The organism is Leptospira neocaledonica, assembly GCF_002812205.1.
Taxonomy (GTDB): domain Bacteria; phylum Spirochaetota; class Leptospiria; order Leptospirales; family Leptospiraceae; genus Leptospira_B; species Leptospira_B neocaledonica.
In genome coordinates this window covers 212,661-236,215 of sequence record NZ_NPEA01000008.1, presented here as the reverse complement: position 1 = coordinate 236,215, position 23,555 = coordinate 212,661, and the positions used below count along the sequence as shown (strand labels likewise).

25 protein-coding genes are annotated in these 23,555 nt (G+C 42.6%); 18 read left to right on the top strand and 7 right to left on the bottom strand.

Features of this window, described 5'->3' with window-relative positions; all coding sequences use genetic code 11:
- Positions 1-20 precede the first annotated feature (20 nt).
- Both CH365_RS15685 and CH365_RS15680 read right to left on the bottom strand, forming a co-directional pair.
- The gene (locus tag CH365_RS15685) at positions 21-1,589 is read right to left on the bottom strand and encodes an MFS transporter (RefSeq protein ID WP_100769494.1); all 1,569 of its coding nucleotides are present in this window, start codon (positions 1,587-1,589) and stop codon (positions 21-23) included.
- Positions 1,590-1,653: 64 nt separating this feature from the next.
- Entirely contained in the window at positions 1,654-2,013 is a 360-nt protein-coding gene (locus CH365_RS15680) for an ArsR/SmtB family transcription factor (RefSeq protein WP_100769493.1), read from the bottom strand.
- 407 nt (positions 2,014-2,420) lie between these two features.
- Between CH365_RS15680 and CH365_RS15675 the strand changes: the two genes are divergently transcribed.
- From CH365_RS15675 to CH365_RS15590, 18 genes are all read left to right on the top strand, one after another.
- A complete protein-coding gene (locus tag CH365_RS15675) occupies positions 2,421-2,615 on the top strand; it encodes a DUF2283 domain-containing protein (protein WP_100769525.1) in 195 nt (64 codons plus the stop codon).
- Positions 2,616-2,776: 161 nt separating this feature from the next.
- Complete coding sequence (fliN, locus tag CH365_RS15670) at positions 2,777-3,850, top strand: flagellar motor switch protein FliN (RefSeq protein ID WP_100769492.1); 1,074 nt, start codon at positions 2,777-2,779, stop codon at positions 3,848-3,850.
- On the top strand, positions 3,847-4,635 hold the full coding sequence (gene fliO / locus CH365_RS15665; RefSeq protein WP_100769491.1) for a flagellar biosynthetic protein FliO: 789 nt from the start codon (positions 3,847-3,849) through the stop codon (positions 4,633-4,635). The genes fliN and fliO overlap by 4 nt, the downstream gene beginning before the upstream one ends.
- A gap of 56 nt (positions 4,636-4,691) precedes the next feature.
- Entirely contained in the window at positions 4,692-5,486 is a 795-nt protein-coding gene (gene fliP, locus CH365_RS15660; RefSeq protein ID WP_208861223.1) for a flagellar type III secretion system pore protein FliP, read from the top strand.
- A complete protein-coding gene (gene fliQ, locus CH365_RS15655; RefSeq protein WP_100707118.1) occupies positions 5,483-5,746 on the top strand; it encodes a flagellar biosynthesis protein FliQ in 264 nt (87 codons plus the stop codon). Before fliP ends, fliQ begins: the two co-directional genes overlap by 4 nt.
- 9 nt (positions 5,747-5,755) lie before the next feature.
- A complete protein-coding gene (gene fliR / locus CH365_RS15650; protein WP_100769490.1) occupies positions 5,756-6,535 on the top strand; it encodes a flagellar biosynthetic protein FliR in 780 nt (259 codons plus the stop codon).
- On the top strand, positions 6,535-7,770 hold the full coding sequence (locus CH365_RS15645) for an EscU/YscU/HrcU family type III secretion system export apparatus switch protein (RefSeq protein ID WP_100769489.1): 1,236 nt from the start codon (positions 6,535-6,537) through the stop codon (positions 7,768-7,770). The genes fliR and CH365_RS15645 overlap by 1 nt, the downstream gene beginning before the upstream one ends.
- A 15-nt stretch (positions 7,771-7,785) precedes the next feature.
- Positions 7,786-9,903, top strand: coding sequence for a flagellar biosynthesis protein FlhA (locus CH365_RS15640; protein ID WP_100769488.1), 2,118 nt, complete (start codon positions 7,786-7,788; stop codon positions 9,901-9,903).
- Positions 9,904-9,941: 38 nt separating this feature from the next.
- Positions 9,942-11,216 (top strand): flagellar biosynthesis GTPase FlhF, encoded by a 1,275-nt coding sequence (flhF, locus tag CH365_RS15635; RefSeq protein WP_100769487.1) that lies wholly within the window; start codon positions 9,942-9,944, stop codon positions 11,214-11,216.
- A gap of 41 nt (positions 11,217-11,257) precedes the next feature.
- Entirely contained in the window at positions 11,258-12,163 is a 906-nt protein-coding gene (locus CH365_RS15630; protein ID WP_020770813.1) for a MinD/ParA family protein, read from the top strand.
- A complete protein-coding gene (locus tag CH365_RS15625) occupies positions 12,160-12,645 on the top strand; it encodes a hypothetical protein (RefSeq protein ID WP_100769486.1) in 486 nt (161 codons plus the stop codon). The genes CH365_RS15630 and CH365_RS15625 overlap by 4 nt, the downstream gene beginning before the upstream one ends.
- A 250-nt stretch (positions 12,646-12,895) precedes the next feature.
- On the top strand, positions 12,896-13,696 hold the full coding sequence (gene whiG, locus CH365_RS15620; protein ID WP_086446535.1) for an RNA polymerase sigma factor WhiG: 801 nt from the start codon (positions 12,896-12,898) through the stop codon (positions 13,694-13,696).
- 24 nt (positions 13,697-13,720) lie between these two features.
- Positions 13,721-15,703: a FapA family protein gene (locus CH365_RS15615; protein WP_100769485.1), complete on the top strand. Its 1,983-nt coding sequence runs from the start codon at positions 13,721-13,723 to the stop codon at positions 15,701-15,703.
- A gap of 5 nt (positions 15,704-15,708) precedes the next feature.
- The gene (locus tag CH365_RS15610; protein ID WP_100723639.1) at positions 15,709-16,074 is read left to right on the top strand and encodes a hypothetical protein; all 366 of its coding nucleotides are present in this window, start codon (positions 15,709-15,711) and stop codon (positions 16,072-16,074) included.
- 63 nt (positions 16,075-16,137) lie between these two features.
- Positions 16,138-17,346, top strand: a complete 1,209-nt coding sequence (locus tag CH365_RS15605; protein WP_100769523.1) for a hypothetical protein — start codon at positions 16,138-16,140, stop codon at positions 17,344-17,346.
- Positions 17,346-17,627, top strand: a complete 282-nt coding sequence (locus CH365_RS15600; RefSeq protein ID WP_008597280.1) for a DUF370 domain-containing protein — start codon at positions 17,346-17,348, stop codon at positions 17,625-17,627. Before CH365_RS15605 ends, CH365_RS15600 begins: the two co-directional genes overlap by 1 nt.
- Before the next feature lie 14 nt (positions 17,628-17,641).
- A complete protein-coding gene (gene gmk, locus CH365_RS15595) occupies positions 17,642-18,175 on the top strand; it encodes a guanylate kinase (RefSeq protein ID WP_100769484.1) in 534 nt (177 codons plus the stop codon).
- Positions 18,176-18,244: 69 nt separating this feature from the next.
- Positions 18,245-19,279, top strand: coding sequence for a DUF3089 domain-containing protein (locus tag CH365_RS15590; protein WP_100769483.1), 1,035 nt, complete (start codon positions 18,245-18,247; stop codon positions 19,277-19,279).
- On the opposite strand, the gene CH365_RS15585 is transcribed toward CH365_RS15590, so the two are convergent.
- From CH365_RS15585 to fliH, 5 genes are all read right to left on the bottom strand, one after another.
- Positions 19,276-19,671, bottom strand: coding sequence for a TOBE domain-containing protein (locus CH365_RS15585; protein WP_100769482.1), 396 nt, complete (start codon positions 19,669-19,671; stop codon positions 19,276-19,278). The genes CH365_RS15590 and CH365_RS15585 overlap by 4 nt on opposite strands.
- 6 nt (positions 19,672-19,677) lie before the next feature.
- Positions 19,678-20,319, bottom strand: a complete 642-nt coding sequence (locus CH365_RS15580; RefSeq protein WP_100707131.1) for a periplasmic-type flagellar collar protein FlbB — start codon at positions 20,317-20,319, stop codon at positions 19,678-19,680.
- Positions 20,320-20,476: 157 nt separating this feature from the next.
- Positions 20,477-21,049: a flagellar export protein FliJ gene (gene fliJ, locus CH365_RS15575; protein ID WP_100769481.1), complete on the bottom strand. Its 573-nt coding sequence runs from the start codon at positions 21,047-21,049 to the stop codon at positions 20,477-20,479.
- 3 nt (positions 21,050-21,052) lie between these two features.
- A complete protein-coding gene (locus tag CH365_RS15570; RefSeq protein WP_100769480.1) occupies positions 21,053-22,417 on the bottom strand; it encodes a FliI/YscN family ATPase in 1,365 nt (454 codons plus the stop codon).
- Between the two features lie 213 nt (positions 22,418-22,630).
- Positions 22,631-23,554: a flagellar assembly protein FliH gene (gene fliH, locus CH365_RS15565; RefSeq protein WP_100769479.1), complete on the bottom strand. Its 924-nt coding sequence runs from the start codon at positions 23,552-23,554 to the stop codon at positions 22,631-22,633.
- Position 23,555 lies beyond the last annotated feature (1 nt).

Here is a 23,555-nt window from a genome sequence, read left to right as displayed (position 1 = left end):
TTATTTATGTTCTTCTAATTTTATCTAGGTGCCTTATCCAACTCCACGGGTTCTGCAATGCTTTCCGGTTCTTTTTTGTTTCTTAAAATGGAAAAGATCGCAAATGCCAAGGCGATGGAGATACCCACGCCCAATAGAGAAATAAAATGTAACGAATCGGTGAAAGCGCCTTGGGCAGTGTTAAGTAAAATTTGTCTACTTGGTTCAGGGAGTTCTTTCGCAACAGCTACCGCAGAAGCTAATGTATTATGAGAACTTTCGAATTGTTCCGGAGTCAACCCGGGAAGATCGATTGAGTTTATCCTGGATTTAAAAATCGCAACTCCTATACTTCCAAGGACCGCAATTCCCAAAACCCCGCCGAATTCTGCGGCCGTTTCCGATATGGAGGCGGCAGCTCCTGCTCTTTCCGGAGGCGCGGAACTAACGATGATATCCGTTCCTAAGATCACAACGGTACAAATTCCGAAAGACATGATCAGAGATCCTGCAATAATCATCCAAATCCCGTTTTCGGTATTGATCAGAGAGTATAAATACATTCCGATTGCGAGTAATACTAGGCCGCCTAACATCACATATAACGGGCGCATAATACGAACGATCATATGGATCGTAAGAGAACCGATTATGTTGCCCAATGCTCCAGGAAGAGTCCAGAGACCTGCTTCCAAAGGAGAAAGTCCTAAAACCAATTGTAAATATTGGGAAATGAACAAGAAGGCTCCCAAACCTACAAAAATTGTCATCGTATTTCCTATGACCGCCGCTGTGAATACCGGAAGTTTAAATAATTGAAGATCTATCATTGGATCAGTCAGAGTGGTTTGCCTTCTGATAAAGACGACTCCGACTGTTAATCCTATGAGTATGGTAAGAATTGGAATCATCCCCCAACCATTCTCCGCAATTTGTTTTAGGCCGTAGATAATGGAAAGTACGGATACTAAGGAGAGGATTGCACTTGGAATATCCATCTTACCGGAATTTGGATCCTTAAATTCAGGAAGAAGTTTAGGACCAACGATAAGAAGAAGGATCATGATCGGAACACTCATCAAGAAAACCGACCCCCACCAGAAATATTCCAGTAAAACCCCGCCCACAAGCGGACCGATTGCCCCGCCAAGAGAAAAACTCATTCCCCAGATACCGATAGCAAAAGTCCTTTCTTTCGGATCTAAAAACATATTACGAATTAATGATAGAGTAGAAGGGGCTAAAGTTGCCGCAGTGATTCCAAGGATCGCACGGGTCAGGATCAAAATTTCGGAACTAGGGGAGAAAGCCGCAAGAACGGAAGCTACTCCGAATGCTGCTGCTCCATAAAGAAGAAGTTTACGACGACCGATTCTATCTCCTAAGTTTCCCATAATCACAAGAAAGCCGGCGACCAAGAAGCCGTAGATATCCATGATCCATAATTGTTGAGAAGGCGTAGGGTTCAAATCTGCAGACAATTGAGGAGCCGCAAGATATAGAACCGTTAAATCCATCGCATATAGCAGGCAGGGCAATGCAATTACTGCCAGGCCGATCCACTCTTTCCTAGTGGCCTTTGGGATGTTTTCAGTTTTTGTTTCAGACATTCTGAATGTTACCTTTTTATATAATTCTAATATAGTACCGGGACAAATTCCCGAAATAACCGATCTATTTTTCCGACTCTTTGTTTTTGGCTTGGAGTTGTTGTAGATATGCATCTAAACGATCCAAACTTTCTTCCCAGAAATGACGGTAATGATCTAACCAACCGGAAGCTTCTTTTAGACCGTCCGGCCGAATCTTACAAGGTCTCCATTGCGCCTCTCTTCCCCTTTCAATCAGCCCGGCTTTTTCCAATACCTTTAGATGTTTGGAAATTCCGGGCAGACTCATATTAAAAGGTTCTGCTAATTCCTTCACAGTTGCTTCTCCGGAGACCAAATAGAGAAGGATCTCCCTCCTGGTGGGGTCCGCAAGAGCAGCGAAAGTATTACTTAATCGATCGGATTCTGTGTCGTATTTAACCATTTAGTTAATTTACCATTTGGTAAAATACAAGACTTCCGATCGCCAGTCAAGCCCAATCTACGTAAAAATTTCGAAAAAGTTATCCTCGGAAACTGATCTGGGTTGGGCGGAGAGGGCACGGGAAATGAATTTTCCGCGCGGATCCATTGAAAGTTTAGAAACGGAATGGCGTGAAATATACACGTTATTTTGCTAAGGTATTACGTAGGCGACCGGAGATTCGGTTAGAATGGGTGATGAAAACGATTTCCGATCCGGATTATACAGTCATTCAAATTGACAAAAGATTTCGCTATTGGAAATGGATTGACGAAGCCGAAAAATATCTTCGTGTTATTACCTTAGAGGACCGAGAAACCGTTCATAATGCCTTTTTTGACAGGAGGTTTAAAAAATGAAAATTACCCATTACCCATTACCCTGAAACTGATTCTATCTATATAGATTTAGCTAATCGTCCTTCTGCTGAAACGAGGGAAGTTAATACGGATCTAAATATAGATTTAGATGCAGAAGGGAAGCTTGTAGGGATCGATATCCATGGAAATGCATCTCAATACGTAGACCTTTCTTCTTTTCAGATCGAAACATTAGAAACCTAAGGACGTTCTTCCGAAATTATACTTGTTTTTGCCTCTAAATGGGTTTTGATCTACTAATTCCCGGCCCATTTCCTACCGATTTTCTGAGCAAGAAAAAAAAGGGTCGACAAATTTCTTTTTATTATGTCTCCTAATCCAAAACTAAGAGAGAGTGCCGCAAGATGGGTGAAGGATCCCTTTCCCAGGAAGAAATAGACGCCCTTTTAGCGGGTGCAAATGATTCATTCGATCCAGGCAGCAGCATGGCTGCCGGAGGCGGATCCAAAGAAGCTGCCGGTCTTTCTCCGGTAGATAGGGACCTCCTGTCCGATTTTCTCTCCCATTGTTTTATGACTGCGGGAAATACCCTAGCAGCTATTCTTTCCAAAACTTCTAACTTCATGAATCCCACTTCTGAGGCGAAATCCCGGAAGGACGTGGAAGCGGAACTTAAGTCCAACACGTTTTTATTATATTCTACCTATTCGGGAAATCTGAACGGTAGAGTAGTGCTTGCGATGGGCGCGGACAATGCTGCTCGTATCGCGAATATGATGATGGGTGGCTTCGATTCAGGTGGTCTGGACGAAGGACAACTCCAAACTTTAAGAGATAGTTTGACTCCTATTATGGGAGCTTTGCAATCCCAGATCGCTGCCAAAACCGGTGGTGGAGTAAATGGTTCTCCTGCAGAGACAAGACATGTAACTTCGCCGGCTGCATTGGTGCTTCCAGAAGGTGATCCACTCGTGCGGACCTTCTTCAATTTAGCGATAGAAGGACTTCCTTCTTTCAGAGTTCAGTTCATTCTTTCTTTATCTATGGCGAATGATATTCTCTCTCTTTCTAAAAGGTCCGGAGGAGGAGGGGGAGGCGATTATGGTGGCGGTGGCTACCAAGGTGGAATGGGCGGCGGCGGAATTTCCCAAGTAGGAATGAAGGGAGTTTCTTTTCCGAACCTTGCTACTGCAAGCGGTGCCCAAGGCACTCCGAACCTGAACCTTCTTATGGACGTGCAGATGTCCGTGACTGTGGAACTCGGAAGAACTAAGATGTATATTAAAGATATCTTAGGTTTGGGAGAAGGTTCCATCATCGAGTTGGACAAGTTGGCAGGTGAACCTGTGGATCTTTTAGTAAACGGTAAGTTGATTGCAAAGGGAGAGGTCGTGGTCATCGACGAAAACTTCGGTGTGCGTGTAACGGATATCGTAAGTCCAGCCGATAGGATCAAGCCGGAGTCGGGAGGCGGATGAGCCGAATTTTTCAAACGATCCATTCGTTTTTTTCAGGATTCGGCTCCCTCGCTTTGGCGTTCGGAGTCTTTTGTATTTTATCGGGTATCACCGGGGGTTTGTATTCTCAAGGTTCCGAAAGAGAACAAATGGACGAAGTTCTCAAACGAGAATTGGGTACTGCTGATAAAAAAGCTCCTGAATCTTCGGCAACTTCTGCTCCTAAACAAGAGGAGAAGAAGGAAGCGGCTACTGAGTCTGCGCCGAACCCTGTGGAAGAAAGATACAAGCCTGTTTCGGATGGGCCAAGTCTTGCCGGGATTCTTTTTCGGATCGTTCTAGTACTCGGAATTCTTTGTGGAGCCGCTTATTGGGTTTTAAGGACTCTTGCAAAATCCAGAGAAGGTTCTCTTCCTGTTCGAGGAGAAATGAACCTTCTCGGAAGTCTGAACCTGGGCACGAACAAACAATTGCAGATCGTAGAAGTAACGGGGCAAATTTTCGTACTAGGTGTGGCGGATAACGGTATTAATCTTATTTCCGAAATTACGGACACGGAGACTAAGTCAAGGCTTCAGAGAATGAGAGACGAATTTAAACCTCCTGAAGGTGGATTTTTGGTCACTGCTTTGGAACAATTAAAGGATTTGAATATTCGTCTGACTGGAAAATCGGAAGATGAAGAACAGACTCTTCGCCAAACTCCGGGTGAAAGAAAAGAGAAACAGAGAAAACTCAAAGAGAAGTTAGACGAAATTAAGAAGGAAAGGAATAATCTGGAGAACGGATTATTCGATTTGAACTAGGGGGAAAAGTGGGAGAGGGGTTTGCTATAAAGGCAGGGAAAAAGTTTTCCGAAAGTATGAGACATAAATCGGTTATGTGGAAGATACTTTCTGGAGTGCTTCTTTTTGCCGTTTTGATCTTGGCGATTCCCGAGGAAACTTTTGCTCAGGCAAACGCACCTAGGATTCCTATTCCAAATCTGAATATCAATGTGAATGAGGCTAAAGGCCCGAGAGAAACAAGTCTTTCTCTCATGATCCTGTTTTTAGTGACCATTCTTTCTTTGGCTCCTGCCATCGTGATGTCTTTGACTTCTTTCACTAAGATAGTTATCGTTTTGGATTTTGTAAGAAGAGCACTTTCTATCCAGAACCTTCCGCCTAACCAGGTGATGGTGGGGCTCGCATTATTTATGACCTTTTTCATCATGGCGCCTACCTTGAATATCGTGTACGAGAAAGGTCTGAATCCGTACATGGAAGGTAAGATAGACACAAACGAATTTTTCGATAAGTCTATGGTCCCACTTAGAGAATTTATGATGAGACAAATCGGGACAAGCGGTGCCAAGGATGTGGCTTTGTTCTTAAAGATCGGAAAAGTGGAGAATGTGGAATCCTTCGACGATGTTCCGAATTACGTTCTCATTCCCGCGTTTATGCTTTCTGAGATCAAGAAGGCCTTTTGGATCGGGATTATCATATTTATTCCGTTTATCGTAGTGGACCTTGTAGTAGCTTCCGCACTTCTTTCTATGGGTTTGAATATGCTTCCTCCTGTGATGGTGAGTTTGCCGTTTAAATTGATCTTATTCGTTCTTGTGGATGGTTGGAATTTAATCGTCTACGAGCTCGTAAGGAGTTATAAATGACGGAAGTAGATGCAATTACTCTGATACGAGACGCATTGTTTGTGACTCTCAAACTTTCTTCTCCCATTTTGCTGACTGCGATGGTGGTTGGACTTATTATCGGTATTTTACAAACCACAACTTCAATACAGGAGCCAACAATCGCTTTTGTTCCTAAGTTATTATCCATTTTTGCAGTGATCGTGATCTTTGCAGGTTGGATGCTCCAAACTATGACAGATTATACCAGGGATCTTTTCCTAATGATAGAGAAGTTTTAGATTAGAAAAATGGAATACTTTATCGGAAATTTCCAAGTGTTTCTTCTGATCCTGGCAAGGATCGTGGGGCTTCTATCGGTGGCTCCTGTGTTCTCCTTTGCCTCGATTAGTTTTCCTCAAAGGATGACTCTTGGTTTTTTGATCTCCGTGATTCTATTTCCTGTAAGTGCCTCATTTGTTCCTCCGATTCCAGGCAATATGACTGATTACGGTCTAGTTGTGATGGCTGAGGTTCTGATCGGAGTCCTCATGGGATTTTTGGTAAGTTTGGTATTTTCCTCATTCCAGATGGCGGGAGAATTTTTTAACGTTCAGCTTGGTTTCGGGTATGCGGAGATCTTAGATCCGATTTCCCAAACAAGTCTTCCTGTGATCAGTACTTTAAAGAATATGTTAGGTATGCTTTTGTTTTTGTCTTTGGGAGCTTACCGTTTTCTTTTCGAAAGTTTGGTATATTCTTTTGAGAAGGTACAAGTTTTAAAACTTGTGCCAGAGATCCAAGACGGGCTTTACAAAGCGATGGAAGAAGCGATCGGTGCTATGTTCCTCGTCGCTTTCAAAATTTCCCTACCGATACTCGGAGTTCTATTCTTAGTCACAGTGTCAGAAGCCTTGATGGGTAAGGCAGCTCCTCAATTGAATATCTTACAGTTGAGTTTTCCGATCAAGATTGCGATCGGTCTTGTGGTAATGATTCTAATTGTTCCATTTTTGATCACTCAGATGGACAATGCATTCCAACTTTCTTTTGAGAAGATGAACCTAATGTTGAAAGGATGGCCAAACTAATGGGATCCTTTTGGAGGAAGATACGGGAATTTTTCTCTAAGACTGTCATGTTGGAGCTTCAACATAGACTTCATGTGCGTAAGTTGGAATTCCAACATACGATTGCGTACACTCAGCCAATTCCTGCGACCGTTCCTTTCCGCATCGACCTCCAATTATTCGCCGCAGAAGACGAAGGTCGTACACAACCCGCTAGCGAAAGAAGAAGAAGGGAAGAAAGAGAAAAAGGGAATGTTCCTAAAAGTCCCGAAGTTGCATCTTCCATCGTGCTACTTGCAGGGATCATACTCATGTATCTCATGGGAGAATATTTTTTCATGAGATCTTATTATCTTTTGAGAAAATATTTTTTCGGAATACGTTCTGCGAATGTGATTAGTTCTGAAACAGTAAGTGCACTTTTGAATAATGCGCTTGTGGATATTACTCAGCTACTCCTTCCTTTAATGGGAATTACTGTGGTGGCTGCGATTGTAGGTAATGTTGTCCAAACAGGATTTTTATTCGCGCCTAGAGCTCTTGCATTCAATTTCGGAAGGATACGCCCGAATTTCAAAAAGGTACTTCCGAACCGACAGACCTTATTCGGGTTGGCTAAATCTCTAGTTAAAGTAGCTGCTATTGCCTGGGTTTCCTACTTTGTAATTGAGAAGGACTTCTTTAAGATCTTAATGCTTGGGAATATGGGTCTTGAAGAATCCGTGGCATTGATCACTTATACAGCATTCAAAATTTTTATAGTAGTAGGGATATTATTACTCGCGATCAGCATCGGGGATTACTTCTTCCAAAGATACGAATATGAAGAAGCGCTCAAAATGACTCCTTCCGAATCCAAAAGAGAAATGAAGGAACAAGATGGGGATCCTTCTTTACAAGCAAGAAGAAGGCAGATGGCTAGAGACCAGATCAAAAAAAGCAAAATGCTGGCAGAAGTTCCCAAGGCAGACGTGGTCATTACGAACCCGACTCACTTTGCTGTAGCATTGGAATATAAGCCCAACAAACACAGAGCACCTGTTGTGATCGCAAAGGGCGTGGATGATTTCGCATTACGTATTATTCGGGTAGCAAAAGCGAATGATATCGTTACAGTCGAGGATCGACCTATGGCAAGAACACTCTATGATGAGGTGGAAATTGGCCAGGAAGTTCCTGCTAAATTCTATACTGCACTTAGTGTGATCTTTACAAAACTCGAATCTTTCCGGAAAGCGTTCCGAAACGCTTCTTAAACCTAGGAGAATATTATGGATAAGAAATGGTATACACAATCCGACTTCATCCTGGGTGCGGGAGCAGTTGCGGTCGTCGGAATGTTAGTCGTTCCTCTACCAGGATTTATTTTAGACATTCTGATTTTGTTCAGCTTGGCCTTAAGTTTGCTGATTGTTCTGACTTCTTTGTCTATCAAGGAACCGTCCGAGTTTTCCATTTTTCCAAGCTTATTACTCATCACAACGATCTATCGATTGGCACTGAACGTTTCTACTACGAGACAAATTTTATCTAAAGGTCCTGCGGTAAACAGTGCGATCATTGATGCGTTTGGTTCCTTCATCGTAGGAAGTGAATCCGGTTTAAGTAAGTATGTAGTCGGATTTATCATCTTCTTAATTTTAGTGATCGTTCAAGTACTCGTGATCACTAAAGGTGCGACCCGTATCTCCGAAGTGGCAGCAAGGTTCACATTGGATGCATTGCCTGGTAAACAGATGGCAATCGATATGGAACTTTCCACAGGAAATATAAATGAAGCGGAAGCAAGAAGCAGAAGAAAGAAGATAGAAGCCGAAGTGGACTTTTACGGTTCCATGGATGGAGCGAGTAAATTCGTTCAAGGGGACGTGAGAGCAGGACTTATTATTACTGCAATCAATTTGATCGGTGGTGTTATCATCGGTGCAAGTATTCGGGGAGAATCCTTTATATCTGCGATCGAAACCTACGGAAAGTTCACCATAGGTGACGGACTTGTTTCTCAGATCCCGGCACTTCTTACTACTGTTGCTACAGGTATAATCGTTACTCGCTCCGGATCGGAAAGTGATCTGGCAAAACAATTTAAGACCCAGCTATTCGCAAACTCCAAGGTTTTGTATGTGGTCGCGGCCTCCATGGGGCTTGGCGCATTTATTCCCGGTTTACCTTTTATTCCGATGGTACTTCTTTCTGGCGGACTTGCATATCTTGCATATTCTCTTGAAAGAACTGTACAAGAACAGCTCGAGGTTTTGGAGAAGAAGGAAAAAGAAGCGGTTGGAGATCGCAAACCTCGGGACTATTACGACGAACTTAGGATCGAGCCTATCGAGATCGAATTCGGATATCATCTGGTACCATTGGTGGATGCTTCTCAAGGTGGAACATTGATGGACCAAATTTCCAATTTAAGAGGAAAGTTTGCGCGTGAAAGTGGGATCGTCATTCCTCCGATTCGTATATTAGATAATTTAGAAATACCTCCGGATCAATTCACAATTAAGATCAATGGAGTGGAAGTCGGTTCCAGCACAATCCGTCCTGAAAAACTCATGGCAATGCCTTCCGCAGAAAGCCAGGATCTTTCTTCTATCGAAGGAGAATCTTTCCTAGAGCCTGCTTACGGAAGAACCGCAAAATGGATCTCCGCAGATTCCAAAGGAGACGCGGAGTCCAAAGGATTTATCGTGGTGGATTCTTCCACAGTTATCATCACATATCTAAGAGAATTACTTGCGACTCACGCTTCCAGTTTACTCGGAAGAGAAGAAGTCAAAAAACTTCTGGATCATTACAGATCTCAATATCCAACACTTATCCAAGAATTGGAAGCGGACAAGCCTGGAAATTTGGGAATGTTACAACAGGTTCTTCAAAATCTTCTCAGAGAGGGTCTGGGAATTCGCAACCTGGTCCCAATTTTGGAAACTGTCGCAAACAAGATGAGCAAATATCCGAATCCTTATGTTCTTACGGAATTCGTAAGACAGGCAATTTCCAATACGATCGTAAAAGATTATATGGTGGATGGAAAACTTCAGGTCATTGTGGTAGAAGGTCGAGTGCTCGACAGATTGAACAAGTCTCTCGCACAAGATCGTTTGGAAGGAAGGGATATTTTGGTACTTCCTCCGGATTTCCAAAGAAGACTTTTAGAATCCGTCGCAGATATGAATCGTAGGGTCCAAGAAGGAAGGGGGTTCCCGATCTATGTGGTGAATAGAGAAGTAAGAATGCCTTTCGCCTATTTCTTAGCGAAGGAATTCCCACCTAGGAATTTTGCGGTTCTTGCATTAGAAGAAGTACATTCTTCCGTTCCTACGGTAATCGCCGGTGAACTAAGAATAGCACAGGCCCAGGCGGCCGAACCCGCAGAAGTGGTTTAAAAAAACGTAATATTTTAATCGAAAAATAGGAGGATAGCATGGATTTCGCAAAGATTAGGGGCAAGGATCTACAGGATTGCCTAATGCAGATGAAGATGAAGTATGGCCCTGAAGCCCATGTCATCGAACATAGAATTTTGACCGAAGGAGGGGTGTTTGGAACTGGACTCATGGCTCGCAAGATCGTGGAGATCCAAGTTGGTATCCCTGAAAAGGCAAGTTCCAGAGAGAAGGTGGAGAAAAAACTCCAAGACCTAAAAGAACTATTAAAACAGAAATCCACTTTGGGTTCCGAAAAAAGAAGAAGCCTGGAAGAATTGCCTAGCTGGGAAGAAAGAACTTCTCGCCCTAGAGTTTCCTCCTTGCCAAAGGAACTGATAGAAGTCACTTCGGAAGCCATCGAATCGGAGGAAAATTTAGGACTTTCTTTCTCGAAAGAATTCGAACCAAAATTTTCCAGATCGGTCCGTAAAGAGCAAGATTCTAATATCCTTAAAATGAGGGATAAGCTTGTTCGAGAAGGAATGAGCGAGGCATATTCGGAAGAAATTATTTCCCAAGCAGAACAGAGACTTTCTCCTTTGGATCGCTCCCGTACAGTTGCAGTTCAGGAAAAAATTGTAGAAGTTCTTTCTGAAAGAGTGCAGGTGGAGCCGGATATTTTTAAAGGAACCAGAAGAGGACAGAGAAAAGTAGTCTTCTTTGTGGGACCTACCGGCAGCGGAAAGACAACAAGTATCGCAAAACTAGCCGCTAAGTACCATCTTCATATGGGGAAAACAGTGTCCTTGTACACGACTGATAACTACAGGATCGCGGCAATCGAGCAGCTAAAACGCTACGCGGATACCATGGAAATGCCTTTTTATGCAGTAAAAGATCTGAAACGTTTTCAGGAGACCCTAGCAAGAGACGGATCGGAACTGATCTTGATAGATACTGCGGGTTATAGCCATCGTAATGTGGACCAGCTTAGCAAAATGTACGGATACTTGTCCGCATTCGGAGAAAGGGACAACGTTGAAAATATCCTTGTATTATCCGCCACATCTTCGTATCATCACACCCACTCCGTAATGAAAGCCTACGAACCCCTTGGATTCCGTAGAATTTTATTAACTAAACTGGACGAAGCGGAATTTTTGGGTGGATTTCTGGAACTAGCCGATACACTTAATAAGGGTTTTACCCATTTAAGTGTTGGCCAAGAAGTTCCCTTCGATATGATCCCAGCGGAAAAACACCAACTCGCTGAATGCGCAGTAAATCCGGAAAAAATCATCGAGATCCGTGGAGAAGTATTCTCCGCCTAAGGTTTCGGTAGAAAACCTAAGTCCCAGAGAAAGAGGTTAGGATGGACCAAGCGACTCAGTTGCGGAAACTTACCGAGGGTAATACGAGTTTGAAACTCGTGTCTTCAACCAAACCTATGACTAAGATTATAGCGATCGCTTCCGGAAAGGGTGGGGTCGGTAAAAGTACTATCTCCGTAAACCTAGCCATTTCAATGGCTAAGGCGGGACAGAAGGTCCTTGTATTCGACGGAGATCTAGGACTTGCTAACGTGAATGTGATCTTAGGGATCATCCCTAAATACAATTTATATCACGTAGTCAAGGGACATAAAAGTTTAAAGGACATTATCATCCAAGCTCCGGAAGGAGTAGATATCATCGCGGGTGCTAGCGGGTATTCTCAACTTGCGAACCTGAACGATACCCAAAGAAATAATTTGATCAAAGGATTCGCTGATCTGGATTCCTATGATTATATGATCATAGATACCGGAGCGGGAATCAGCTCTAACGTAATCGGGCTTACACTTCCTGCGGACGATGTGATCGTAGTTACTACACCTGAGCCTACTGCAATCACAGATTCTTACGGATTGATCAAAGCAATTGTTTCCCAAAGTAGGGACAAAAATCTCAAGATGGTAGTGAACCGTGTACGTTCCGCTATCGAAGGGAAGAAGGTTGCCGATCGTGTGATCGATATTTCTGGCCAATTCTTAGAAGTACGAGTCGAAAATTTAGGATTTATCTTCCAAGACGACGAGGTCGAAAAAAGTATCCGGGAACAAAAGCCGTATATTATCCATTCGCCTAAGAGTAAAGCTGCAGCTTGTTTGAATCGGATCACATATTCTCTACTAAACCAAGAAATGGATGGTGGAGATGATTCCGGAATCACCGGCTTCTTCAAAAAATTCTTCAATTTCGTGGACGTTAGAGAAAAACAACAGAGCGAGGAAGAGTGAACCTACAGATCGGTTTTCTCGTACTTTTTTCCCTTTTAGGGCTCATCATAAGTCTGGTCTGCGGAATCATGGTCGGAAATTACTTCGGCCATATTGCATTCATTACCTTTTTGTCCACGGTCGGTATGGCCGTTTTCGGATTCGGAGTATATACCATTTTAGAAATGAAGGTCCCCGAGTTTTTGGACCTTCTGCGCAATTTCACCGGAGCTTATGTCGGCGGAGACGAAGACGGTCTGGAAGGCGGGGGGCGCCATTCCCATTCGGAACATGCGGATATGGACACTTCTACCGTTCATTTTGATTCTCCAAGTAGCGCGGACGAAATCCGGGCAGCTGCGAGCGGAATCCCGCGTAAAAAAGCGGATAAATTCGGAGATCATATCATTGTGGAAAATATTGCGATCAAAAATGAGCCTAAGTTGATGGCGGAAGCGATCCGGACCATGCTCGCGAAAGACGACGGCAACCAGGAAAAATAGTAAAAATCTTTCCGACAGGATTCCTGATTTGTCGGAATTCCGACTTTGAGAATTTCATCCTAAGAGTATCAAATTCCCGGAATGTAGGAACTCCAACATGCAGTTTGTCTGGAGATTTTAGCCTAAATCTGCCCAGAAACCCAATGAGACAAAAAACTGCTTGATTTCCCGTTTTTGAGACAAAAAATGCTATTGCAAATCGGTTTGGTCCACGACACTCTTAAGCAGAGGACCATTCTATTCCGTTGTTATGTCCAAACTTTTCGAAAAATACAATAATACGGATGAAACCGAGCTTTGGAAGTCCTATAGGGCAACTAAAGACCAGAATATTCGCAGTTATCTTGTAGAAAAATATTCTCCTCTAGTCAAACATGTGGCTGGTCGTATCGCGATCGGTATGCCTCAGAACGTTGAGTTCGATGATCTAGTTTCCTACGGTGTGTTTGGTCTTTTAGATGCGATCGAAAAATTCGATCCGGATAGACAGATCAAATTTAAAACCTATGCGATGACTCGTATCAGAGGTTCTATCTTCGATGAACTTCGATCCATCGACTGGATTCCTCGCTCCATTCGCCAAAAAGCGAAACAGTTGGAGCAAATTATCGGGATGCTCGAGAACAAAGAAGGCGCTCATGTAGAAGATGAGGCGATCGCAAAAGAAATGGGAATCTCCGTCGAGGAATTTAACTCACTTCTTACTAAGATCAGCGGCACGTCACTCGTCTCTTTAAATGATATTTGGTTCCTTGGTGATGAGAACGACGAGGTTTCTTTCATGGAGACATTAGAATCTCCGATGAATATGAACCCGGACACAATCATCGAAAAAGAAGAGATTAAAAACGTGATCGTGGAAGCGATCAAGACCCTTCCGGACAAAGAAAAAAAAGTAATCGTTCTTTATTATTACGAAGATCTAACCTTAAAAGAGATCGGAGAAGTATTGGAAGTAACCGAATCTAGGATTTCCCAACTTCATACGAGAGCTGTCGCAAGGCTTCGTAGTAAATTAGGAAAGGTGAAATCGGTTATTAGTAAAAAATAATATACTGAACGGGGGCAAAGGTTCTTGAGTCTTACATCCTTTCTAAAAGACCAAACCAAAGAACTAGACAAGCTCCAAAATGAGCAGGTAGAAGTTATAGCTCCTACATTGGAAAAATGTCTGCAGCTGGCAGCCGCTCATCTCAAAAGAAAATCACACGAACTCGATTATATAGTAATTAAACGCGGAAAGAGAAAATTTTTCGGCTCTGAGCCTTGGCATATCAGAGCATCTATTCTACCGGAAGATACATTCTTAGACGAACTCTCCGAGCTGGATAAAAAATTAACAGGCGGATCAGGCAAACTAGTCTCTAAAGATCTTAAGGAGTTCTTACAACCTAAAGACAGAGACGGAAGAGCAGTCGTTCAAATTTTCAGGAATGGAACTTACCTCACAATCTATCCACCTTCTGGAGAAGGAAAAGCGATCGAACTTTCAGAAGTTTCTCGCAGGCTTTCTGTCCGAGGAATCAACGAGGTAGATGATAACCAGATCCGTAAGATAGTCAAAGAAACCAAGGGAGAACCTATCTATATTTCCAATATGAAACCAAGGCAAGGAGCCGAGGGCAAAATGGTATTGGATATTGCTCCTGATAAGATGAAAGCAAAGATCACTTTCATCCCTCCAAAACCTGCGGGAAGAGATCTAGAAGTAAAAGACGTAGTCAATTATCTCAAGAATGCCGGAATCAAATACGGAGTAAAAGAGGAAGAGATCCAAAAAAGGTTGGAGGACGAATTCTATAACCAACCTTTCACAGCAGCAGAAGGAGATCCTCCTATAAACGGAAAGAACGCACAGGTCATCTATCATGTTCGCATCAGTAAGAAGGTAGTCTTCCGAGAAGACGAATCCGGAAAAGTGGACTACAAGGACATGGATCTGATCGAGAACGTAGTGGTGGGACAACTTCTGGCCGAAAAAATCCCTGCAGAAAGAGGGAAATACGGACGCACATTATTCAACGAACTTCTACCTGCAAAAGACGGACTAGATACGGAACTCAAACAAGGAAAAGGAACGATCCTTTCCGAAGACAGGACCAAACTTACCGCAGAGGTGAACGGACAAGTTGTCTATGCAAGCGGTAGGCTCTCCGTCGAAACGGTTTATAGAGTCAACGGAGATGTCGGTATCAAAACAGGTAATGTTACATTCTTAGGCTCGGTGATCATCACCGGAAACGTAGAGGACAATTATTCGGTTAAGGCAGCTGGAAATATTGAAATCTACGGTACAGTTCAAAAAGCAAATGTGGAAGCCGATGGAGATATTATCATTCGCCAAGGGGTGTCCGGAAGAGACGAGGCTCGTATAGAATCCACAGGTGGAAACGTAATCGCAAAGTTTATCCAGAATGCAACTGTCGTCACGGAAAAAGACGTGGTGGTCCAAGAGGGAATTCTACATTGTTTTGTGAGTGCCGGTGGAAAAGTAATCTCCAACGGTAAGAGGGGACAGATTGTAGGAGGTACGATCCGTGCTTCCGATACGATCGCAGCCAAGGTTATCGGATCTTCTGCCAACCCTGCTACCGAACTTATTGTAGGAACAGATCCTAAGGTATTAAAACAGATCTCTGAATACGAAGAAAAACTGGCCGAAAACCAGGACAAGTTCGAACAAATCTCTAAAAGTCTTAAGACACTTAAGGCCAGAAAGGAAAATGACCCTGCTTCTTTTACCCAGGACCATGAACAACAGCTGATCAAAACCAGTAAGGCTACAGAAAAACTGGAGGTCCGTGTAAGGGAATACGAAAACGAGATCCAGAACCTCAAGGCTTATATTGAAGAAAGAGCTGCAAACGGTAAGATCAGCGTTGAAAAGACCCTATTCGGAGGGGTCACCATTAAGATCAAAAGTGCGGACTTTAAGACCCGCAACGAAATCAAACATAAGACCTTCGTGGAAGAGAATGGGGTCATCCGACAATTGCCGTACCAAGATCCTGAACCGGATAAAAAAGACTGGAGAAAAAACAGATCTAGAGGAAAATAAAGGATATGAGGCTGAACGAACCTCTTTCCGGATACGGCGCCGCGAACGATCTGGTCCGAAGGACTATGGTGGAGAACCCACATACTCTTTCGAACGTGATCGCTCAGAACGAAAAATCGGTCCGAGAGTATTCCATAGATAAAAAGTATGCGGTGCAGATGTACACCGAAACTTTTTCATTATCTCCGGAATATAGAGAAAGACTTCGTAACTCATACACCCAAAGGATCGGAGAAATAGAAAAGGAAATCCGTTCTTTTAAAGGGCCAAAACCCGAGGGTGGAAAGGAGAGAATTTTCTCCTATGATAAGAGCGGTAGAAAAACCGAAATTCGGACGCCTACTCGTTCTACAGTGGACTATATAGCTTAATAAAAACTCGCACCGGCTTTCCGAGGGATGTTGTTGGAAATCCTCGAAAAGGAAGCTCGCGCGATGGAACTATTCACGGTCCTATTTTTAAATATTATCATAGCCGCAGGCTTGTACATAGGTATATCCGCGCAAGTGACGAAGAGGATCCGTTCTCATATGATCCGCCGTATCAACGAAGAGATCCGGACTCTAGTAGACGAGATCCAAACGGAAACGGAAAGCCAGATAGAACTTCTAAATTCCAAGATCCAAGCTTATAAAATTTTGGTACAACGTTCCGATTCCTTGGAGGATAAATACAAATCCATCCTCCAAAAATTGGAATCTCTCCCAGAAAGAATAATTTCGACCGACGGGACAAAATTAGAAAAACAGAATATTTCTTCCGAACCAATATTGGAATTCGAGAGCGTAGAGGAAGAGTTAGAAACTGAAGAACCTTCTATCCTTACTCATAGGGAAACAGTTCAAATTTCAGATGAGGAAAAATTTAAGAACGAATATCTGACTTTAATTCGGGAAAAACAAAAAGAATTAAAATCGAATCCGATTGAATCCTTGGAGTCTAGGAAACAAGAACTTGCGGCAAAAGCGGGAGAAGGTGTAGGTAGGCTCTATAAACAGAATTTGAGAGAAAATTATTCTCCGGAAAATCCTAAACCATTCTTGGATCCGGAAAGAAAAAATCTTAAAAAAGAAACTGTCTCTTCCGTCGAAGAAGATTCGGGAACTTTGGGAATTCTGAAAAACTTCGGCAAGAAGATCAAAGACGTAATGGGTTGGAAAGATTCCCACGAATTGATGTCCGAAATTTCTCCAACAAGAACTCCTCAGCCAATGTATAATCCAAGTTCTACATTCGATATTTCTTTAGATGGGGATCCATTTGAAGAGAACAAAATTGAATTTCCGGAAGATATTAGCGGCGGCTCTTTAAAAGCGGAGTCGGATTATACTCCTGAATTAGGTCCTAAAAAAACGAGTTCTAAATCCAAAAGGACGGACAATAAAATTCCTTTGGAAGAGAATTTTGGAAAAATTCTCGAAAGGAAAATGACAGGTTACGTTCCTCAGAAACCGGATTCGGTAAAAATTTCTTCTGAAACTGCGCTAAAAGACCTGGGAGACGGGGCGAGTAAAATTGAGAAGGTAGTTTTCCTCTTGAAAAAAGGCTATTCCCATGAAGAAATCTCAGAAGCCTTGGATCTCGCCACCGGTGAGGTGGACATTATCGAAAGATTTAGGTTGGAGAGAAATAGGAGGACCTAATGTCCCAATTTAGCGTCTTGAACGTTGGTTTTGGAAATATAGTTATGGTTTCCAAAATTGTGGGTATCATTCATTCGGATTCGGCTTCCGCAAAAAGAATCCGAAACGAAGCCAAAAGTAATAACAGTTTGGTAGACGCGACCCAGGGAAAAAAAACCAGGTCCATCATAATCACGGACTCCAATCATTTGATCCTTTCCAACTTAAGAGTGGAAGCCCTCACAAGAAGGATAGAAAGCAGGGACAATTCCATTGCAGAAGAAGAGGAAGAAAAGGACTGAAATCTCCCAAGCTCATCGTTCTATCCTCCGTAGCAGGAGGAGGCAAATCCACACTCATCCAAATGATAAGAGCCAAACATCCAGATTTGGCTTTTTCAGTTTCTTGTACGACTAGGCCTCCGCGCCCGGGAGACAAGGAAGGTGTAACGTATTTTTTTCTAAACAAAGAAGAATTCGAATCCGGAATTGAGAAGGGAGAATTTTTAGAATGGGCCAAGGTCCATGATAATTATTACGGAACTCCTGCAATATTCGTAAACCAATGTATGTCCGCGGGCAAGTCAGTGATCATGGATTTGGATGTGCAAGGGGCCGCTCAGGTAAAACAAAAATTGGGAAAAGAAGCGATCACAATTTTCATTCTTCCTCCCAATGAAGAAGAATGGGAAAAAAGACTACGCGGTAGAGGAACCGATTCGGAAGAAAGTATCCAAAAAAGAATCAAGAACGGAAAAGAAGAACTGGCACATAAGGACGAGTTCGATCATATCATCGTGAATGATAAACTGGAGCTTGCATTGTCCCGTTTGGAAGAGATATTATTTTAAAAATTTCCGCTAAATTCGGAAACCTAAGCCGTTCTGAACTTTCTTATTTTAAACCAAGGATTAGGTAATATGAAATTCTTACGCAATTTTCTTTTAGTTTCTATACTTTCTATTTTTAGTTTCCAATGTATGTTTCTCATCAAACCCAGAAAAGATTTTGAAGAGAGTAAGAATTTAACGGTTCCTGATTATTCTAAGTCCGAGTTTTGGGCCGCACTTCCAGATAAAAAAGATAACGCGGATCTGGTTCCTGAAAATTCCGGCTTAAAAGAAAATCAATCCCTTGCAAAGGTGGACACTTTTTATATCCATCCGACTACATTACTTCTTCGGCCTAAATACTGGAATGGGGACCTAAAGGACGAGAGCTTAAACCAAAGAACTGATGAACATCCTCTTCGAACTCAAGCGAGCGCATTTAATGAGTGTTGTAAAGTGTTTGCTCCAAGATATAGACAAGCCGCATTTTATGTTTTTGTAAAAGATACTCCGGAAGGACTCGCCGCATTGGATTTGGCTTACGAGGATGTGAAGGCTTCCTTTCTTTATTATATGAAACATTGGAATAATGGGAGGCCTTATATTATAGCTTCTCACAGCCAAGGCACTAGACATTCTGTCCGTTTGCTCAAAGAAGTGATCTCTTCTAATCCGGAATATAGGAAAAACCTAATTGTATCTTATTCAATCGGATTTCCATTTAAGCAAGAGGAAACAGGTTTGCCTGTTTGTTCCAGTCCTAATGAAACAGGATGTGTGGTGGGTTGGAATTCCTATATTTGGGGAAATTCTCCGGGTAGATTATTGGATCGATATGGAAAGGATACAGTTTGTGTGAATCCTTTGAGTTGGAAACACGACGAGGAATATTCAGCTAAATCCGAAAATTTAGGAAGTGTGAACAGAAGCTTTGATCAATTGATCCCTGGGGCCGCTGATGCTAAATGTCATTCGGGTGTTTTATGGATACATGAACCCGAAATCACTAGGACTCCCAATTTAGGAAAGGATGGAAATCTACATACTGGAGATTTCCATTTTTTCTACTCGAATATTAGAAAAAACGCAAAAGAAAGAACGGAAGTATTTTTAAAGAATCGCTAGTTCGTACAGTAAGTCTGTTCTATAACGATTGAAGGCATGTCCGTTCTCTTTCCGTCCAGCTCCAGCTTTTTATTCTTTAGATAAAATCCGCAGACTTCTACGTAGGAACCTACAGATACACGGTTCATTAGGCCGTAATCGTCGGAATCTAGGACTACAGGTTTTCCGGAGAAGTGAACCACAAACCTGATAGAATTTCCTTTATAGAGTACATGAGTTACTGTCCCGGCAACTCGGACAGTTTCTCCTACTGCCTTGCCTGGGTTATTGACCAATTCTTCGCCGGAAACATATTTAGGCTTTGCAGGAGCGGCATTTTTTTTGCTCTTAGAGTAGATGGCACCTGTGCATAATAATAGTATAGAAAAAAAGAGGATCGTTTTCTTTTTCATAAAATTTTAAAGTTCTTCTGATTCAGAATTGGATTCGGGAGCTTTGATCACATCCGATCTGGACAACCATTTATTCGTAATATTCGCCCTACGTTCTGCCGGGAACAAGGTAAGAAGATAGGTAGTGATTGTTTGTCTACCATCCTGTTCTGCGTCCTTGTCCATTTGGATGAAAACATCTATGATGTCTTTATCTGGCCAATTGGTTAACATTTGTACTGCATTGTCCGGAGGCATATTTGCTACCTTCTCCGCCATAACCTTAACCAATTTACCTCTGCTGTTTCTCTCGGATTCGGAAGATTTAAGCTCATTCTCCTTGGAAGTGAGACCTCTCTTGAGTTCCTCAATCTTTTCCAATTCGGCTTCCAAACGTTCTTTTTCTTTTTTTAATTCGTCTTCTTTTTGAGAGATCTCGTCCCTATCTTTGGCGAGTCTTTCCATTTCTTTACGGAATTCCAACTTTTCCAACTCGGAAGGAGATTCAGAGTCCGCATTTACTAAACCGGGCTCCGTCCTTAAAAAAGGAAAAATTTCTGCAGCGTCTATGATTTGAAAATAGTGAAACGCAAAAAATCCGATCAACACTAAGAAGAAGATCAGAAGTACTAAATATACTGCTCTTGCTTTGTCGGTTAAACTTGCCACTTCTTATACCCGAATGTCCAGCCTGGATCCTGAAATTCTTTTTTCCAATTCTCCGGCCTTATTTTCCAAATGAGAAATCTTATCTTGAAGATTTGCCATGCTCCCGATTAAAGGATCGGAAGATTCTACTGTTTTACGTACTTCTAAAAAGGGGAGGTCACTTTTTATAACGCTCGTAAAGTTTTCTGAGTTCAGAAAGTCCCGCATCTTCTGTACCGGTGCGCTCGACGCCTCCCGTATCATAGGTAAATACTTTCGGATCCCGTTTAGATCTATCATCCCCATATGTTTCCTCCCTAGTCTTCCTATAAAGATCTGCTAAAAATTGCTCTTCTGCCTGGATTTTTTCCGCTTTTCTATAGGAGCGCATATACTCCTTGAAACGGTTTTCTTTTAGAAGTTCCAGTACCTTCTTCTCTTTTCTTGCCTCTGATACTTCCGTTCTTTTTTTCTCTACAGGTTCGTCAAAGGAACGGATCTCCGTTTCTAACTCAGTATTTCGAGTCAGAAGTTGTCTCATATAAGTTTGCAAATAAGAATATTCTCGTAGGTCCGTACTTCCTGAAAGTTCTGTGGAAGATAAGGAGCGTATCCTTGTCTCATTGGAATCTATTTCGGATTTACGTTGGTTGACTTCTGCCACCAATTCCGAAAGTTCCTTAAGTTTTTGGTCCTCTTTGATCTTCTTTAAGCGGAGTACGGGTTCGAGTCTGAATTGGAATCTTTTCATAGATTAAAATTCCTCTTCTTCTCTTTCTTCTTTTAAAATATCTCTTAGACCGCTAATTGTTTGTGGGAAAAGACTTCTTTCCATAAGTCTCTGTTTTAGATACGAATCTATCTTATCTTTTTTACGAATGGAAAGATCCACTTTTGGGTCGGATCCCCTTACGTAAGCATTTAGAAGAATTAATTCTTCCACAGAATTATAGGTGGAAATAAGCTCACGGATCATTCCGGCTCTCATGAACTGGTCTTCTTCGACTATAGATTGCATTACCCTGGATAGGGAAGCAGGGATATCAATTGCAGGATAATGGTTTCTTTCCGCAAGTTTACGGGAAAGGATAATGTGCCCGTCGATATAACCACGGACAGCATCTGCGATCGGATCTTCCATCTCATCTGTGTCAGTTAAAATTGTATAAAACCCGGTGATACTTCCGCCTGATTTAGAAGTTCCAGAACGTTCAACAAGTTTTGCTAATTTAGTAAAAACGGATGAACTAAATCCTCTGGTGATAGGCGGTTCATGATTTGAAACTGAGATCTCTCGGTTTGCATGCGCGAACCTGGTCAAGGAGTCCATCATTAAGTTTACATGAAGACCTTGTTCTCTGAAATACTCCGCAACGGAGGTGGCGAGTAGGGCGCAGTTGACCTGCTCCATTTTAGGTGCGTCCGAGGTAGCGGCAAATACCACCGATTTTGCAAGACCTTCTTTTCCAAGATCTCTTTCCAAAAATTCGTTCACTTCTCTGCCTCGTTCTCCAACGAGTGCGATCACGTTTACATCTGCGTTCGTGAATCTAGCGATCATACCTAGTAAGCTGGATTTTCCCACACCGGATCCGGAGAAGATCCCTAATCTTTGTCCTCTACCTACGGTTAAAATTCCATCGATCGCCCTTACGCCAGTAAGAAGAATGTCCCGGATTACAGGTCGATCCAGCGGATTGATACTTTCTCCTTCCGGAGATTTTTCTTCCGAAGTGATAATAAGTCCCTTTTTATCGATTGGACGTCCTACACCATTTAGGACACGGCCAAGAAGTTCTCTTCCCACAGGGACATTCAAACTTCTTCCTGAAGAAAATACGAATGCATCAGGATATACACCTTCTACAGGACCTAAAGGCATTAGTGTATATACATGATTTTCGAAACCTACAATCTCGCATTGCAGGTAGCCTTCTGTTCCTGCTTTTTGGACTTCCATGATCTCTCCGATCTTGGAATCCGGAGGTCCTTCCGAATAAATTACGTTCCCGGAAACACGAACAACTCTTCCGGATTTGCGGATGGTTTCTGTGCGATCCAAGATCAGGAAATACTTGGAGATGACGTCTACCTTTTCGTGAAACTTCTTCTCTATCATGATCTTAGCTCTTAGATACCGGATACTGTCCCTGGGATTTTACCCGGAGTCAAGTGATAATGAGAATATAACGGAATTATGTCACATAGGGTTATATTAGAAGGTCTGTCGAAGTTACTACAGAATCCCAATCCAAAAGAAAGAAAACCCCCCTGACCCGACCGCCTGTAAGGGCGGCCGGGTAGGAGACTAAGTTTGGACGTGAATGGTGGATTAGATCGGCTCCGCATTTCGAATAGCTTCTTCGATTTCTTTGAGCTGAGTGGAGATCCTTGCATCGATGGCACCAACATCTGTTTCGATGATGACTCCTCCTCTGTCGACGCGAGAGTCTTCGTAGATATTGACCTTACGAAGGGACTCCATAAGTTTGATAAGTTCGTCTTTGTGAGCAGTAGTGATTTCCAAGTCTGCAAAGTTGACTCGGATATCCACACGGTCCCTGTCCTTGATACGTTTCAGGGCTTCTCTAATATTATTGAGTACGATTTCCTTACGTTCGATGATCTCATCTTTTATGATCTTACGAGCAATGATTAAGATCATTTCCACCATCTGTTTTTCGGAAGCTTGGATGAGTTCTGCACGGATATCGATCGCTTTACCAACGATGGTTCCGAGACGGTCGATAAGGCGTCGGACTTCTCCCTGTCCTTTTCTAAAACCTACTTCTCGTCCTGCCTCGAATCCTTTTAGGTAAGCTTCATGCTCGATCTCTGCCGTTTTCATTTCGGCTTCTTTGATCATTCTTTCGGCTTCCATCTTGGCTCTTTCCAAGATCTGTTCCGCTTTGGCCTTACCTGAATCCTCTTCGAGTTTGATCTTCTCTTTGGAATCCTGGATCATTTGGAAGGCTTTTTTACGACCTTCTTCCTCGATTTCCTCCGACTTACGGCGGGAGTCCTCGAGCATTGTTTTGATATTTTCTTCTGTTTCTTCTTTATAACGATTGAGCTCGGCCTCTATCTCTTCGATGGAAGGACCTTGGTATTGCTCTATAATATTTCCTTCTTGGTCGACTTCGAACTCTTCGGCGTCTTCGTCCCTATGAAATTTTTTATATTTATCAGGGATCTGCAGCTCTACCTGGTCCTGCATGTCCGAAATTTGGATAGGTTTGAAGACTAGTTTCGCCATA